Origin of the sequence: Ensifer sp. B1-9 (genome assembly GCF_050474445.1) — a bacterium.
Lineage (GTDB): Bacteria > Pseudomonadota > Alphaproteobacteria > Rhizobiales > Rhizobiaceae > Ensifer.
On the sequence record NZ_JBCHVG010000010.1, the window covers coordinates 24,141 to 40,900 of the forward strand.

7 protein-coding genes are annotated in these 16,760 nt (G+C 64.2%); 3 read left to right on the top strand and 4 right to left on the bottom strand.

Annotated features, from left to right (window positions below; translation table 11 throughout):
• Positions 1 to 17 precede the first annotated feature (17 nt).
• A complete protein-coding gene (locus ACQ5BM_RS19195; protein WP_053251695.1) occupies positions 18 to 566 on the top strand; it encodes a cupin domain-containing protein in 549 nt (182 codons plus the stop codon).
• 253 nt (positions 567 to 819) lie between these two features.
• Here ACQ5BM_RS19195 and ACQ5BM_RS19200 read toward each other — a convergent pair whose 3' ends face one another.
• The 4 genes from ACQ5BM_RS19200 to hglS form a co-directional block, all read right to left on the bottom strand.
• A complete protein-coding gene (locus ACQ5BM_RS19200) occupies positions 820 to 2,052 on the bottom strand; it encodes a pyridoxal phosphate-dependent aminotransferase (RefSeq protein WP_429814535.1) in 1,233 nt (410 codons plus the stop codon).
• Between the two features lie 24 nt (positions 2,053 to 2,076).
• Complete coding sequence (gene amaB / locus ACQ5BM_RS19205; RefSeq protein ID WP_429814538.1) at positions 2,077 to 3,609, bottom strand: L-piperidine-6-carboxylate dehydrogenase; 1,533 nt, start codon at positions 3,607 to 3,609, stop codon at positions 2,077 to 2,079.
• Positions 3,610 to 3,695: 86 nt separating this feature from the next.
• Positions 3,696 to 5,117, bottom strand: coding sequence for an FAD-binding oxidoreductase (locus ACQ5BM_RS19210; RefSeq protein ID WP_429814541.1), 1,422 nt, complete (start codon positions 5,115 to 5,117; stop codon positions 3,696 to 3,698).
• Positions 5,118 to 5,127: 10 nt separating this feature from the next.
• A complete protein-coding gene (gene hglS, locus ACQ5BM_RS19215) occupies positions 5,128 to 6,528 on the bottom strand; it encodes a 2-oxoadipate dioxygenase/decarboxylase HglS (RefSeq protein ID WP_429814544.1) in 1,401 nt (466 codons plus the stop codon).
• 113 nt (positions 6,529 to 6,641) lie between these two features.
• On the opposite strand from hglS, the gene ACQ5BM_RS19220 reads away from it, so the two are divergent.
• Positions 6,642 to 7,535 (top strand): LysR family transcriptional regulator, encoded by an 894-nt coding sequence (locus tag ACQ5BM_RS19220; protein WP_429814547.1) that lies wholly within the window; start codon positions 6,642 to 6,644, stop codon positions 7,533 to 7,535.
• A gap of 352 nt (positions 7,536 to 7,887) precedes the next feature.
• Entirely contained in the window at positions 7,888 to 16,515 is an 8,628-nt protein-coding gene (gene ndvB, locus ACQ5BM_RS19225) for a cyclic beta-(1,2)-glucan synthase (protein ID WP_429814550.1), read from the top strand.
• Positions 16,516 to 16,760: the final 245 nt, after the last annotated feature.

Here is a 16,760-nt window from a genome sequence, read left to right on the forward strand (position 1 = left end):
ACCAAGGTTCGGATCACATGACCGTCGACATCGGAAACCGGCTTCGCCACCTCAGACTGATGCACAACCTGTCGCAACGCGAACTCGCCAAGCGCGCCGGCGTCACCAACTCGACCATCTCGCTGATCGAATCGAACGCCTCCAACCCTTCTGTCGGCGCGCTGAAGCGCATCCTCGACGGCATACCGATCGGGTTGGCGGAGTTCTTCTCCTTCGAGCCGGAACGGCCGCGCAAGGCGTTCTATGCGGCGGAGGAGCTGGTCGAGATCGGCAAGGGGCCGATTTCCTATCGGCAGATCGGCGAAAACCTCTTCGGCCGGAGCCTGCAGATCCTGAAGGAATGCTACCAGCCGGGCGCCGACACCGGAAAGGTACCGCTGGTGCATGATGGGGAAGAGGGGGGAATCGTGCTCTCGGGGCGAATCGAAGTCACCGTCGATGACGAGCGACGGATTCTGGGGCCGGGGGATGCCTATTATTTCGAAAGCCGGCGACCGCATCGCTTTCGCTGCGTCGGGCCGGTGCCCTGCGAGGTCATCAGCGCCTGTACGCCGCCGACGTTTTGAGGCAGGGGCTAATTGCAGTGGCGAGGTAAAGAATGCCCCTCATCCCGCTGCCGCGACCTTCTCCCCGTTCTGACGGGGAGAAGGGACAAGAGGCGAGCTCCCCAATCCCTCCCAAGACCTGTGGAGGTGCCTTGGGAAGCGACCCCGACCAGAAAACCCGTCCTTGGAGATGGAAAGTGTTGGTGCGGCGGTCTCGACCGTCCCCTCGCCCCGCTTGCGGGGAGAGGGTTGGGGTGAGGGGCCACTCAGCCCGTTACGAAAGCCGCGCGCAGGCGTCGGCGATGCGTTTCAGCGCTTCCTTCAGTTCCGCTTCCGAGGTCGCATAGGAGATGCGGAAGAAGGGCGAGAGACCGAAGGCCGAACCCGGAACGACAGCCACATGGGCGTCGTCGAGCAGGTAGGCGCAGAAGTCCGCATCCGTCTCGATCTTCTTGCCCGAGGGCGTGACCTTGCCGAGCATGCCGGCGCAACCGGAGAAGGTGTAGAAGGCACCTTCCGGGACGCGGCAGTCGAGGCCGTCGATGGCGTTGAGGCCGTTGACGACGAGATCGCGGCGGCGCTGGAAGCTGGCCGTGCGTTCCTTCAGGAACTCCTGCGGACCGGTCAGCGCGGCAACCGAAGCGGCCTGGCTGACGGAGGAGGGGCAGGAGGTCGCCTGGCTCTGGACGACGGCCATCGCCTTGATCAGGTCGCGCGGGCCACCGGCGTAGCCGATGCGCCAGCCGGTCATGGCATAGGCCTTGGAGACGCCGTTGACCGTGAGCGTCCGGTCCTTGAGACGAGGCTCGAGCTGGGCCGGGGTGACGAAGCGGAAGCCGTCATAGACGATGTGTTCGTACATGTCGTCGACCAGCAGCCAGACATGCGGATGCTTCAAGAGCACGTCGAGCAGCGGCCGGTAGTCGGCAGCGCCGTAGGCGGCACCCGAGGGGTTCGACGGCGAGTTCAGAAGCACCCAGCGCGTCTTCGGCGTGATTACCGCTTCGAGCTTGTCGGCGGTCAGCCGGAAGCCTGAGGAGGCGTCGCAGGGGATCAGAATCGGCTTGCCTTCGCAGATTTGGACGATATCCGAATAGGAGGTCCAGTAGGGCGTCGGAATGATCACTTCGTCGCCGGGATTGATCGACGCCATCATGGCGTTGAACAGGATCTGCTTGGCGCCGGTCGCCACCGTGATCTCGTCCTGTTCGTAGGCAAGGCCGTTCTCGCGCTGGAACTTCTCGCGGATCGCCTTCTTCAGTTCCGGCGTGCCGTCGAGCGCGGTGTATTTGGTCTCGCCGCGCCGGATCGCTTCGCAGGCGGCGTCCTTGACGTAGTCGGGCGTGTCGAAGTCCGGCTCGCCCGCGCCGAGGATGATCACCGGCTTGCCTTCGCGCTTCATGGCTTGCGCGCGGGCGCCGATCTTGAGGATTTCGGACACCCCGATCGAGGAAATCCGCGAGGCGGGCTGAAAGCCCGCCTCCTTGACCGTTGCATTGATGGTCATGGTCGAATCCTACCGGTGCGCCGATTATTCGATGTCGAACGACACGCCCTGCGCCAGCGGCAGAGCCTTCGAATAGTTCACCGTGTTGGTGGCGCGACGCATATAGGCCTTCCACGAGTCCGAACCGGATTCGCGACCGCCGCCGGTTTCCTTCTCACCGCCGAAGGCGCCGCCGATTTCGGCGCCCGAGGTGCCGATGTTGACGTTGGCGATACCGCAATCCGAACCGTCGACGGCGAGGAAGCGCTCCGATTCCTGCATGTCGCGGGTGAAGATCGAGGACGACAGGCCGGCTGCGACCGCATTGTGGTCGGCGAGAACGGCGTCGAAGTCGCTGTACTTCATGACGTAGAGGATCGGCGCGAAGGTTTCTTCGAGAACCGGGCCGGCCTGCTTCGGCATTTCGACCAGAGCGGGCTTGACGTAGTAGCCGTTGTCGTAGCCGAGCTCGACGCGTTCGCCGCCGGTGACGGTGCCGCCGTGCGACTTCGCTTCACCGATCGCCTTCTGCATGCCGTCGAAGGCAGCCTTGTCGACGAGCGGGCCGACGAGGGCCGTCGTTTCCAGCGGGTTGCCGACCGATACCGAGCCATAGGCCTTCTTCAGACGCGGAACGAGCTGGTCGTAGATGCTCTCGTGCACGAAGAGGCGGCGCATGGTGGTGCAGCGCTGGCCGGCGGTGCCCATGGCGCCGAAGGCGATGGCGCGCAGCGCCATGTCGAGGTCGGCCGAGGGGCAGACGATGCCGGCATTGTTGCCGCCGAGTTCGAGGATGGCGCGGGCGAAGCGCTTGGCGAGGCGCGGACCGACTTCACGGCCCATGCGGGTGGAGCCGGTGGCGGAAACAAGCGGTACCTTCGGGTTGTCGACGAGGACTTCGCCGACGGTGCGGTCGCCAATCAGCACCTGCGACAGGCCTGCCGGAGCGTCACCGAAGCGGGCGAGCGCGCGCTCGAAGATCGCCTGCGAGGCCAGCGCGGTGAGCGGGGTCTTTTCAGACGGCTTCCAGACGACCGAGTTGCCGCAAACGATGGCAAGCGCTGCGTTCCACGACCAGACGGCGACCGGGAAGTTGAAGGCGGAGATGACGCCGACGACGCCGAGCGGATGCCAGGTCTCCATCATGCGGTGGCCGGGGCGCTCGGTGGCGATCGTCAGGCCGTAGAGCTGGCGGGAAAGACCGACGGCGAAATCGCAGATGTCGATCATCTCCTGGACTTCGCCAAGGCCTTCGGAGGTGATCTTGCCGGCTTCGATCGAAACCAGGCGGCCGAGGTCGGCCTTGAAGGCGCGCAGTTCTTCGCCGAGCAGGCGGATCAGTTCGCCGCGCTTCGGCGCCGGAACGAGACGCCAGGCCTTGAAGGCTTCATGGGCCTGTTCGATCTTGGCAGCGGCTTCAACGGCCGAAACCGTCTTGAGGCTCGCGATCTTCTCGCCGGTGACCGGGCTATAGGACGGCATGTCGCCGCCGGTGTAGAGTTCCTTGGCGACGCCCATCTTTTCGAGAAGCGCTGCGGCTTCCTTGGTCACGTCAACTTTCTTGGTTGCGATGTTCATGGTCTGACTCCCGTTTTCCTTAGATCATTCGTTGGAGCGGAATGCGGGCGGAAAACCGCATACACTTTTCCTCATTCCGCTCTGGCCTACCCAAAGCGCACGCTGCCGAGCTTTCCCGGCGAGGTGAGCGTCTTCAGGCCTGCGGCCATGTCCTTGAGTTTGCCTGGTGTATAAAAGTCGTAATAGGCCTGGTTGCGGCGGCCGATCGCATGTTCCGCGCTGAAGCTGCCGTGATACTCCTCGACGGCGACCGCGAAAACCCATTCGCGAAGCCGCGGTTCGAAGGTCTCGTCCTTGAGAAGGTCGCTGTCCTTCGGCACGACGAGGTTGAAGTGCACGCCACCGTCGCCGATATGGCCGAAATCGCAGACGGTCACGTCAGGAAATTTCGCCGGCATTTCGCCCTTCATATGGTCGCAGAAGGCCATGATGTCACCCCTGCGGAAGGAGAGGTCGAAGGCGATCAGCTTGCCCAGGTGCTTGACGCCTTCGGACAAGGCGTGGCGCAGCGCCCAGATTTCGTGCGGCGGGCCGACGAAAGCATCGGCGAGCGGCGCCGTTTCCATTTCCCAGATCTCGGCCAGTACCGATTCCAGCACGGCGTCGAGCGACTGTTCGCCCTCGCGCGGTGCCCAGGTGCGGCTGATCTCGGCGAGGATGACGTAATCAGGAACGTTGCCGCCCTGGAACGGGTTCTTCAGCGACGGCACATGGGCAAAAGCCGCCTTGACGGCGTTCTTCGACATGCCCTCGAAAGCCGAGAGATAGGCGCCGAGGCGCTCTTCCATGGCGCGGAGCAGCGGCATCACATGGGCGCCGCTGGCCGGAACCAGCAACGCCGTTGCCGTCTGTTGCGGCAGGCGCTCGAGGTTCAGGACGCATTCGGTGACGATGCCGAAAGCGCCCGACGTGCCGAAGAAGATCTGTTTCCAGTCGACACCGGTGTTGTTCTTGCGCAGGTCGCATTGCAGGTCGAGAACGGTGCCGTCTTCGTCCGCCAGCACGACCTTGAGACCCAGAGTATTGCGACGCACGTCGCCGTATTTCAGAAAGCGCGAACCGCCGGTGTTGGTGGCGATCATGCCGCCGATGCGCGGGTCGGCGCCGAGATCGATCGGGAAGAACAGGCCGTGCACTTCCAGGCGCCGGTTGAGTTCGGACAGTCGGAAGCCGGCATCGAGCCGCACCGAGCGGTTGTCGAGGTCGAGATCGAAGTGCTTGGTCAGCCGGTCGAGGCTGAGGACGACTTCATCACCCGACTGGTCCGGGGTCGAGCCCGAGACGAGGCCGGTGTTGCCGGATTGCGGGATCAGCGCCATGCCGTTCGTGACGCAATAGGCAACGGCAGCAGAGACTTCTTCCGTCGTCGCCGGCCGCAGCACGAGTGACGTCCGGCCGCGATCGTAGCGCGCGCCGGTCTCGTAGGCTTCCAGGTCTTCAGGGCGCGTAACGACACCCTTGTCTCCAAGGATGTCGGTGAGCGCGTCGATGTGCCGTTTGTCGATCATCGGACAAGCATCATTCCGCAGCGATCGCGCCGGTCAAGGCCCTGATGCAGCTTTCGATCGACGCCTGCTCGATGCCGGCATAATGGCCGAACTCGTTGAGCACGGTCGCGCCGAGGTCGCTCTCGAAGCGCTTCTGGTTCGGGCTTGCGACGAAGTCCTGCTGGGCGCCGTCGCCGAGATTCGACTGGAAGATGCCTGCGGCGCTGACCGGCAGGAAGTCCTCGTAGACGATCGCGTCGAACTGGACGAGGCCGGCGGCGATCAGCGCTTCGATGTCGCTTACCGGGGAGATGCCGGCCTTGCGGCCCTTTTCCGTCAGAGAATAGCTGAAATAGCCGAGACCGGCTTCGCGGATACCTGCCCATGTGTCGGGGAACGGTTCGAAGGCGGTGGCGAGCGCCGCTTCGTATTCGCGGGCGTTGGAGCCGTCGGCCGCCGGGCGGACGATCTTGCGCGAGGCGTCGAGCAGTTCGTCGTAGAGGGCGCGGCCCTTCGGGGTCAGCGCAATGCCGCGCTGCTCGATCTCGCCGAAGCGGGCGGTGTGCGAACCGGCCTTCCAGGTGCCGTCGGCATCCCTGAAGGAAACCGGCTCTTCCAGTGCCTTGAACGAGGTCTGGCGCAAGAGGATCGGGCACTTGCGGGTCGGCGGCCCCTCGACGACGGCCTTCGGGGCGATGGCGTATTCCGGCATCAGCGCCTGCACCTTGTCGATATCGAGCGTGCGCGGCGTCAGGTGGTTGATGTGCGGCCCCTTGAAGGAGACGACGTCGGCGATCAGGCGATGGGCGTCATGCAGGCGCTTGTACATGTCGGCACTGACATTGGCCTTGTCGTGCCAGCGGAAGGTTTCGAGCACTTCCGAAACGAAACGTTCGGCGTTGGCCTTGTCGAGGCCGCCGTCGCGCTCGGCTTTTTCCGTGAGCTCCACGGCGCCGGCGGTGAAGATCTGGCGTGCGGCGAGGATGACCTCGGCTTCGGCGCGCAGCGCTTTGTCGGCGATCAGGTCGAGACGCAACAGCGAGGTGAAGACGCGGAAGGGGTTGCGCTTCAGGGCGGCTTCGCCGACCGGGCGGAAGGCGGTCGAATGAACAGGGACGCTGGCGGTCGACAGGTCGTAGTAGCCGACCGGATACATGCCCATGACGGCGAAGACGCGGCGCATCATTGCGAGCTCGGCGGGCGTACCCAGGCGGATCGCGCCGTGGCGTTCCTCGGAGATACGGTCGAGCGAATCCGTGGCGTCCAGTCGCTCCTTCAGGAGCGGGTCGGCGGCGAGCGTATCGTCGTTCACCTTGGCGACCAGTTCCATCAGCGTGCCGTATGCCGGCACCTCTTCGCGGTACATGACCGACATGGCTGCGGAAAAGGCCGAACGAATGTCGTCGGCGGATACGAAACTATTCTCTTTCACTGGGGCTCGCCTCGCGCTATGGGTGAAGGACAAGGTCATTCTCATTTCGGATCATATCCGATCGAACTGGCCATTGATCGCGTTGCTTCTGACTATGTTGATGCGAGGCTGGAATGAAGTTAAGCCGCAGGCTGGTTCCCGACGTGACGACGCTGCAGGCGTTCGAATGCGCGGCGCGACACGGCAGCTTCACGCAGGCCGCCGCGGAGCTGAACCTTACCCAAAGCGCTGTCAGCCGGCAGATCAAGGATCTCGAAAACCAGCTCGGCGTGCTCCTGTTCGAGCGCGTGCGCCAGCGGGTGATCCTGTCGGATGCCGGCCAGAAGTTCCTGCCTGAGGTTCGCCGTCTCCTCAACCAGACCGAGGAGCTGATGGTGCGCGCCATGGCTTCGGCCCGGGCGGACTCGACGCTTTCGATCGCCTCGCTGCCAACCTTCGGCAGCCGCTGGCTGGTGCCGCGTCTTCCCGATTTCCTCAAGCGCCACCCGGATACGGTGCTCAACATCGCCTCCCGTTCCGCGCCTTTCGATTTCGACGAACAGAACTTCGATCTCGCAATCCACTACGGCCAACCGGTCTGGGCGCGCGCCACCTGCAGCTACCTCTGCAGCGAGATCATCGTGCCGGCTGCAAGCCCCGCCTTGCTGGCGGATCATCCGGTCAAGACTCCCGAGGAGCTCGTCGCCGGCCCGTTGCTGCACCTTGCGACCCGTCCGAAGCTCTGGGCGCAATGGTTCGAGGCGAACGACATGGACGGCCGCGGCGCCTACCGTGGCAACCGCTTCGACCAGTTCTCCATGGTGATCGAAGCGGCGACGGCGGGGCTCGGTTTTGCGCTGCTGCCACGTTACCTGATCGAGCAGGAAATTGCCGCCGGCACGCTCAGCATCGTGCTCGACCGGCCGATGAAGACTGAAAACAGCTATTATCTCGCCGTGCCCGAGGGCAAGCTCGAAAACCCCATCAGCCTGGCCTTCCGGGAGTGGATTACCGAGCAGGTGGGCTGACGGATTTTCTGCAAATCAAGGGAACCTTCCTCGCCGCTTCACGTTTCGCCTCGTCTGCCATCCGCGATGAAGCTTGAGAAGAGGGCAATTGAGAGAGCTGTATCAAAGTGCCATTGGGGGCGCACGTAGCGGCCGGTTTCGGCTTGATTCGTCTGTGCGCAAATCGTCCAAACTTATATGAGCAATCCTTGCAAGCTGTTGGCACCACGGCTAAAAAATGCCATTTTCATGCATCACGCGGCCTTGAAAACCAATGCGCCGCCGGCTTTGCGATCTCCGATGCCCAGTCGAGGGCGGTGCCTGTTACCGCCAGTTCCCCACATGCGGGAATTGACGGTGGATGGGAGGACACATGACCGTGTCTAGAAACGCGCCGGCTCAGCCTGAATTCTCAGGTCCGCAGCCAACCCGGCAACCCCACGAGGACCGGGCCGATCAACCCCGGCTGGATTCAGAACCCGTACCCATGCAGCTTCAAACTACGCCGCCCACCTCTCCGCGCGAACCGGAAGCAAAGCAGATCGATTACAACGATTCGATCCGCGCCACCTTCTTCTCGATGGAGGACCTCCGGCAATGCGGCGAGGATCTCGCATTGAAGGGTACCTCGGCGCTGCCGGGGTTCTTCCCGTTCGAATTTCGCCCGCGGCATCGTGAGAACGAGAACGAGATCCTGCGCGTCTACCGGGCGACGGCCGCCGACGTGGAGGCCGGGGCGACGATAACGCCGGCCGCCGAGTGGCTGCTCGACAACCACCACGTCGTCGAAGAGGCGATCCAGGAAGTCCGGCGCGACTTCCCGCGCCGGTTCTATCGTCAGCTTCCGACGCTCTCGGTTTCGGGCACGGTGATCCCGCGCACCATGGCACTCGCCTGGCTCTATGTCGCCCACACGCACAGCACGGTGACGCGCGAAAGCATCACGGCGATGGTCGAGGGCTTCCAGAAGCGCGAGACCTTCAAGATCGGCGAACTCTGGGCGCTGCCATCGATCCTACGCTTCGTGCTGATCGAAAATCTCCGCCGGATCGCCATCCGCGTCGAGCGCTCGCGCGGCATGCGCCGCAAGGCAAATGATGTCGCCGACCAGATCATCCGCCTGAACGATCCGGAAAAATGTCGGGCACTGCTTGCGGAGTCGGAAGCTCTTGCGGCCGACAACACCTTCGTCGCGCAACTGCTCTACCGCATGCGCGACGGCTCGCAGACTTCGGGCGCCGTCATCGGCTGGATCGAGGAGCAGCTCGAGAAGCGCGGCAGCGACGTCGAGAACGCGCTGGTCGCGGAGCAGAACCGCCTGTCGTCCGGCAACGCGACGATGAGCAACATCATCCGCAGCCTGCGCGAAATCGACGACACCGATTGGGCCGTCTGGTTCGAAAGCGTCAGCAAGATCGACGCTGCGCTGCGCGAGGGCTCCGACTATGCGGCGCTCGAATTCGGCTCGCGCAACAAGTATCGCGATACGATCGAGAAGCTGGCACGCCGTTCCGGTCACAGCGAATACGAGGTGACGCAGATCGCCATCGAGATGGTGCGCGAGGCGGAAGCCGCGGCCGCGACCGAAGCGCCGCTGCAGGAGCCGAACGTCGGTTCCTTCCTCGTCGGCAAGCAGCGCAAGATGCTCGAGAAGAGGATCGGCTACCGACCCTCGCTGCTGCAGACGATCATCCGTATCAGCCGCAAGCTCGACTGGTTCGCAATCGCCGGACCGAACATCCTCTTGACGATCCTGGCGATGATCGCCGTCTTTTCCTTCGTCAGCCCGATGGACATTCCGAACGGTGCGAAGCTGATCATGCTGCTTCTTTTCGCACTTCCGGCCTCGGAAGGCGCGATGGGCCTGTTCAACACACTGGTGACGCTGTTCGTCAAACCATCGCGACTTGTCGGCTACGAATTCCTCGACGGGATTCCCGAGCATGCCCGCACCCTCGTCGTCGTGCCCTGCCTGATCGCCAAGCGCGACCATGTCGACGAACTCGTGCGCAATCTCGAGGTACACTACCTGGCCAACCCGCGTGGCGAGATCTACTTTGCCCTTTTGAGCGACTGGGCGGATAGCAAGGTGGAGGAGTCGAGCACCGATTCCGACGTGCTCGACTACGCCAAGCGCGAGATTGCCCAGCTTTCGGCGCGCTACGCCTATGACGGCAAGACGCGCTTCTATCTCCTTCATCGCCGCCGCCTGTTCAACGAACAGGAAGGCGTGTGGATGGGCTGGGAGCGCAAGCGCGGCAAGCTGCACGAGCTGAACATGCTGCTTCGCGGCGACCGCGACACCTCGTTCCTGCAGGGCGCCAACACGGTTCCGGACAACGTTCAGTACGTCATGACGCTCGATTCCGACACGCGCCTGATGCGCGATGCGGTGACGAAACTCGTCGGCAAGATCTACCATCCGATCAACCGCCCGGTGGTCGACCCCAAGACGCAGAACGTGATCGCCGGCTACAGCCTGTTGCAGCCGCGCGTGACGCCGTCGCTGACCACGGGCAGCGAAGCCTCGGCCTTCCAGCGCATCTTCTCGGCCAACCGCGGCATCGATCCCTATGTTTTCACCGTTTCCGACGTCTACCAGGACATTGCCGGCGAAGGCAGCTTCACCGGCAAGGGCCTCTACCATGTCGACGCCTTCGAGGCGGCGCTGAAGGGCCGGATCCAGGAAAACGCCGTTCTCAGCCACGACCTGCTCGAGGGCTCCTATGTGCGCTGCGCGCTGGTGACCGACGTCGAGCTCGTCGAGGATTTCCCGACCCGCTATGAGGTCGAGATGTCGCGCCAGCATCGCTGGGCGCGCGGCGACTGGCAGCTCCTGCCCTACATCTTCAACTTCTCGAACGGGCTGTCGATGCTCGGCCGCTGGAAGATGTACGACAATCTGCGCCGCTCGCTGATCCCGCTCGCCTGGCTCGTCGCCTCGGTCATGGGCTGGTACTACATGGAGCCCACGGAAGCGTTGATCTGGCAGATCGTCCTGATCTTCAGCTTGTTCGTGGCCCCGACCCTGTCGCTGATCAACGGCCTCCTGCCGCGCCGCAACGACATCGTCGCCCGCGCCCACCTTCACGCCGTGCTCACCGAAATCCGCGCCGCCAATGCGCAAGTGGCGCTCCGCATCGTCTTCATCGCCCACAATGCGGCGATGATGGGCGACGCGATCGTGCGCTCGCTTTACCGCACCTTCGTCAGCGGCAAGCTGATGCTCGAATGGCGTACAGCCGCGCAGGTGCAGAGCGCCGGCCACGGCACGATCGGCGATTACTACCGCGCCATGTGGATCGCGCCGGCGCTTTCGGCGCTTTCGCTGGCTCTTGCCGCGGTCTCCGACACCGGCCTGCCGTTCATCGGCATTCCCTTCGCGCTACTCTGGGCGCTGTCGCCTGCCGTCGCCTGGTTCGTCAGCCAGTCGGCCGAAACCGAGGACCAGCTCGTCGTCTCCGACGAGGCAATCGACGAGATGCGGTTGATTGCGCGCCGCACCTGGCGTTATTTCGAGACCTTCGTCACCGCCGAGCAGCACTTCCTGCCGCCTGACAACTTTCAGGAAACGCCGCAGCCGGTTCTGGCCGAGCGCACCTCGCCGACCAATATCGGCGTCTACCTGCTGTCGGTCATGTCGGCGCGCGATTTCGGCTGGATCGGCTTCGAGGAGACGATCAACCGGCTGGAGCAGACGATCGCCACCATCGACCGGATGCCGAAGTATCGCGGCCACCTGTTCAACTGGTATCGGACGAACACGCTCGACACGATGGAGCCGCGCTACATCTCCTCGGTCGACAGCGGCAACCTTGCCGGTCACCTGATCGCCGTATCGTCCATGTGCCGCGACTGGGCCGAGGCGCCCTCGGCGCATGTCCAGGGCAGCCTGGACGGCATCGGCGACGTCGTCGCGATCCTCCAGGAGGTGCTGCGCGAGCTGCCCGACGACCGCAAGACGGTCCGGCCGCTGCGTCGCCTGATCGAGGAACGCATCGTCGGCTTCCAGAACGCTCTTGCCGCAGTCAAGCGCGAGCGCGAGTTCGCGTCGATCCGGGTGATCAACCTCGCCGTGCTGGCGCGCGACATGCACAAGCTCACCGTCAACCTCGACCACGAGGTGCGCACGCCGCAAAGCACTGAAGTGACGAAATGGGCAAACGCACTGGTCAGCACCTGTGAAGCCCATATTGCCGACGGTGTCTTCGACCTCAGCGCGATCGAATCGCTGCGCCAGCGCTTGCTGGTGCTGAAGGACCGCGCCCGCGACATCGCCTTCTCGATGGATTTCAGCTTCCTGTTCCGGCCGGAGCGGCGCCTGCTGTCGATCGGCTTCCGGGTCAACGCCAACGAGCTCGACGAGGCCTGCTACGACCTTCTCGCCTCGGAAGCCCGTCTCACCAGCCTGTTTGCCATCGCCAAGGGGGATCTGCCGACCGAGCACTGGTACAAGCTCGGCCGTCCGATCGTGCCGATCGGCGCGCGCGGCGCGCTGATCTCCTGGTCGGGCTCGATGTTCGAATATCTGATGCCGCCCCTGGTGATGCAGGAGCGGCAGGGCGGCATCCTCAACCAGACCAACAATCTGGTGGTAAAGGAGCAGATCAACCACGGCCGCCGTCTCGGCACGCCCTGGGGCATATCGGAAGCCGCATTCAATGCGCGCGACCACGAACTCACCTACCAGTACACCAACTTCGGTGTGCCGACGCTCGGCCTGAAGCGCGGCCTCGGCCAGAATGCGGTCATCGCGCCCTACGCCTCGATCCTTGCCTGCATGTACGATCCGAAATCGGCGCTTGCCAACCTCGGACGTCTGCGCGAGGTCGGCGCGCTCGGCGTTTACGGCTTCCACGATGCCGTCGACTTCACGCCGACGCGCGTGCCCGAGGGCCAGAAATGCGCGGTCGTGCGCAACTACTATGCGCACCACCATGGCATGTCGATCGCGGCCGTCGCCAACGTCGTCTTCAATGGCCGCCTGCGCGAGTGGTTCCACGCCGATCCGGTGATCGAGGCCGCCGAACTCTTGCTGCAGGAAAAGGCGCCGCGCGACATCCCGATCATGAATGCCAAGCGCGAGCCGGAATCGGTCGGCAAGGGCCAGGACGATCTCCTGCGTCCGGAAGTCCGCATCATCGAGAACCCGCTGGCGCAGGACCGCGAGACCGTGTTCCTCTCCAACGGTCACTATTCGGTCATGCTGACCGCCAATGGTGCCGGCTACGCCCGTTGGAACGGCCAGTCCGTCACACGCTGGAAGCCGGACCCGGTCGAGGATCGCACCGGAACCTTCATCTTCCTGCGCGACACGACCACCGGCGATTGGTGGTCGGCGACATCGGAACCGCGCCGCGCTGCCGGCGAGAAGATGCTGACCCGCTTCGGCGACGACAAGGCCGAATTCGTCAAGACGGTCGGCGATCTCACCAGCGAAGTGGAGTGCATCGTCGCCACCGAACACGACGCGGAAGGCCGCCGGGTCATCCTGCTCAATACCGGCACCCAGGATCGCTTCATCGAAGTAACCTCCTATGCCGAGCCGGTGCTTTCGACCGACGAGGCCGACAGCGCGCATCCGGCCTTCTCGAAGATGTTCGTGCGCACGGAAATCAGCCGCCGTGGCGACGTCATCCGTGTCAGCCGCAACAAGCGCAGTTCCAGCGATCCGGACATGGAAGTGGCGCATCTCGTTACCGACAATGCCGGCAGCGATCGCCATACGGAAGCGGAGACCGACCGTCGCCGCTTCATCGGCCCGGGCCGGACGCTTGCCGAAGCGGCCGCCTTCGATACGGATGCGGTGCTTTCCGGAACCGATGGGTTTACCCTCGATCCAATCATGTCGCTGCGCCGCGTCGTCCGTGTGCCCGCCGGCAAGAAGGTCAGCGTCGTCTTCTGGACGATCGCTGCGCCGAGCCGTGAGGAGGTCGATCGGGCGATCGATCGCTACCGCCATCCGGAGACCTTCAACCAGGAGCTCATCCACGCCTGGACCCGCAGCCAGGTGCAGATGCGCCATGTCGGCGTGACATCGCAGGAGGCGGCGAGCTTCCAGATGCTGGGCCGCTATCTCGTCTATCCGGACATGCACCTGCGTGCCGATACGGCAACGGTGCAGGCCGGCCTCGACTCACAGTCGAAGCTCTGGCCGCTGGCGATCTCGGGCGACTATCCGATCTTCTGCCTCCGCATCAATGACGACGGCGACCTCGGCATCGCGCGTGAAGCCCTGCGCGCCCAGGAATACCTGCGTGCCCGCGGCATCACCGCCGATCTCGTCATCATCAACGAGCGGGCTTCGTCCTATGCGCAGGACATGCAGCACGCGCTCGACTCCATGTGCGAGAACCTCAGGCTTCGCGGTCTTTCGGACGGCCCGCGCCAGCACATCTTCTCGGTGCGGCGCGACTTGATGGAGGCGGAGACCTGGTCGACGCTTCTGTCGGCTTCGCGCGCCGTGTTCCATGCCCGCAACGGCACGATCTCCGATCAGATCGCCCGCGCCAACTCGCTCTATTCGCCGGCGCCGGTGAAGGGTAGCGAGAAGAGCGGCGAGTTCGTCGGACCGTTGCTGGCCGCGCCGCAGGAGAAGGCAGACGTTGCCCCGGCGGAAATCAAGGGCGATGGCCTTTCCTTCTGGAACGGTTTCGGCGGCTTTGCCGAAGGCGGTCGCGAATATGTCGTGCGCCTGCGTGGCGGCGAAGCGACGCCGCAGCCCTGGATCAACGTCATCTCCAACGAGCAGTTCGGCTTCCACGTTTCGGCGGAAGGAGCGGCCTTCTCCTGGAGCCGCAACTCGCGCGATTACCAGTTGACGCCGTGGACCAACGACACGGTCGTCAACCGTCCGGGCGAAGCGATCTTCATCCGCGACATGGAGAGCGGTTCGGTGTCGACGCCCTATGCGTCGCTCTCGCGTCGCCGCTCCGTCGTCTTCGAAACCGCACACGGGCTCGGTTATTCGAGCTTCCGCAGTACCCAGGACGGCCTCGATATCGAGGCGACCCATACGGTCCATCAGAGCCTGCCGGCAAAGCTCATCCGGGTCTCGATCCGCAACCGTGCCGCGACGGCGCGGCGGTTGAGGCTCTACGGCTATAACGAGTGGGTGCTCGGCAACAACCGCGCCCGCTCGGCACCCTTCATCCTTTCGAAGTGGGATGAGGAGGCAGCCGCGCTGGTCGCAACCAACCCCTACAGCATCGACTATGCCGGTCGGTTCGCCTTCTTCACGGTCGAAGGGGGCCAGGCGGCCGGCTATACGGCGAGCCGCCGGGAGTTCCTGGGCGCGCTCGGCGGCATCCTCGTGCCGCAGGCAGTGCTTTCGGGTGCCGAACTCTCCGGTTCCGTCGACGTCGACGGCGATCCCTGTGCTGCCGTTGCGTCCGATCTGATGATCGAACCCGGCGCCGAGCGGCAGGTCACCTTCATTCTCGGCGATACCGACAGTGAGGATCAGCTTCGCGCCGTCATCGGTGAGCTGCGCGAGACCGCATTCGATACGGTGCTCGACGCGGCAAAGACCTTCTGGCGCGATTTCACCGATATCGTGAAGGTGGAAACGCCGGACCCGGCCTTCGATGCCATGATCAACAACTGGCTGCCCTACCAGAGCCTCGGCTGCCGCATCATGGCACGCTCCGCCTTCTACCAGGCGAGTGGCGCCTTCGGCTTCCGCGATCAGTTGCAGGACACTCTGGCCTTCCTGATCCACCGGCCGGAGCTTGCCCGGGCGCAGATCCTGAACGCCGCGGCCCGCCAGTTCGTCGAGGGTGACGTGCAGCACTGGTGGCTGCCGGGAACCGGCGCCGGCGTGCGCACGATGATCTCCGACGACGTCGTCTGGCTCGCCCATGCCGTCACGCATTACTGCTCGGTGACCGGTACGTCCGACATCCTGGCGGAACAGATCGCCTTCATCAGCGGGCCGGCGCTCGAAGAGGGCCAGCACGATGCCTTCTACAAGCCGGACATTTCCGAGGAGATCGGCGACGTCTACGAGCATTGTGCTCGCGCGCTCGATCTCGCGATCAAGCGGACCGGCAAGAACGGCCTGCCGTTGATCCTCGGCGGTGACTGGAACGATGGCATGAACCGCGTCGGCGCTGCCGGCAAGGGCACCAGCACCTGGCTCGGCTGGTTCCTCGCGGGCACTCTGCGGGGCTTCCTGCCTTACGCGCGCGAGCGCAAGGACCAGGCACGCGTCACCCGCTGGGAGTCGCATCTCGAGGCCCTGAAGAAGGCGCTCGATACCGCGGGCTGGGACGGCGACTACTATCGCCGCGGTTATTACGACGACGGCACACCGCTCGGCACGAGCGAGGCGCTCGAGTGCCGGATCGATTCGATCGGTCAATCCTGGAGCGTGCTTTCGGGCGAAGGCGACGAGCAGCGATCGCTCAAGGCGATGGATGCGGTCATGGCCGAACTTGTCGATCCGGATCAGCACATCGTCCGGCTGTTCACGCCGCCGCTCGAACGGACGTCGCAGGATCCGGGCTACATCAAGGCTTATCCGCCCGGCGTGCGCGAGAATGGCGGGCAATATACCCATGCGGCCACCTGGGTGGCGCTGGCCTTCGCCGAACAGGGCAGGGCGGAGGAGGCCTGGCGCGTCTTCCAGATGCTGAACCCGGTCTCGCATGCCGAAAGCCGGGAGGCGGCGGAACACTACCGCGTCGAGCCCTATGTCGTCGCCGCCGATATCTATGGCGAAGGCGATCTCGCGGGACGCGGCGGCTGGACCTGGTATACCGGGTCGGCCGGTTGGCTCTATCGCGTCGGCATCGAGGGTATTCTCGGAATCCGCAGGCAGGGCGACAAGCTGGTCATCAGGCCGGTGCTGCCGGCGGCCTGGGACGGCTACTCCGCCGAGGTGACGCTCAACGGTGCGCGGCACAAGATTTCCGTGCAGCGCGACCAGAAAAGCGGCGAGCCGATCGTCAGCATAAACAATAGCGTCACAAAAAACGCGCATGAAGGCATTTTGCTGTAACTGCCGGTACTGAAGACAGGACGACCGGCTTTGTTCCCGCAAGGGCAAGGCCGGTTTTTCTTTGCGGAGGTGCCAGCGGCACGATCTCGACGGCCGGGCGTCGTGCCTTGGAGCGCCACGCGTTCGGACGAACGCAAAGGACGCTCTAATACATTGAAGCTAGAGCGTCTTTTCCGCGTCCAGTGACTTCACGTGCGAGCGGGAAGCTCTACGGCGCCGCGCGTCTTTTAAGGCGCGCAAAGGTC

Bases quoted from the DNA above. Each gene is read 5' to 3' on its own strand.
- ACQ5BM_RS19220 (WP_429814547.1), top strand. From the start codon at position 6,642: ATGAAGTTAAGCCGCAGGCTGGTTCCCGACGTGACGACGCTGCAGGCG.
- amaB (WP_429814538.1), bottom strand. From the start codon at position 3,609: ATGAACATCGCAACCAAGAAAGTTGACGTGACCAAGGAAGCCGCAGCG.
- ndvB (WP_429814550.1), top strand. From the start codon at position 7,888: ATGACCGTGTCTAGAAACGCGCCGGCTCAGCCTGAATTCTCAGGTCCG.
- ACQ5BM_RS19210 (WP_429814541.1), bottom strand. From the start codon at position 5,117: ATGATCGACAAACGGCACATCGACGCGCTCACCGACATCCTTGGAGAC.
- ACQ5BM_RS19200 (WP_429814535.1), bottom strand. From the start codon at position 2,052: ATGACCATCAATGCAACGGTCAAGGAGGCGGGCTTTCAGCCCGCCTCG.
- ACQ5BM_RS19195 (WP_053251695.1), top strand. From the start codon at position 18: ATGACCGTCGACATCGGAAACCGGCTTCGCCACCTCAGACTGATGCAC.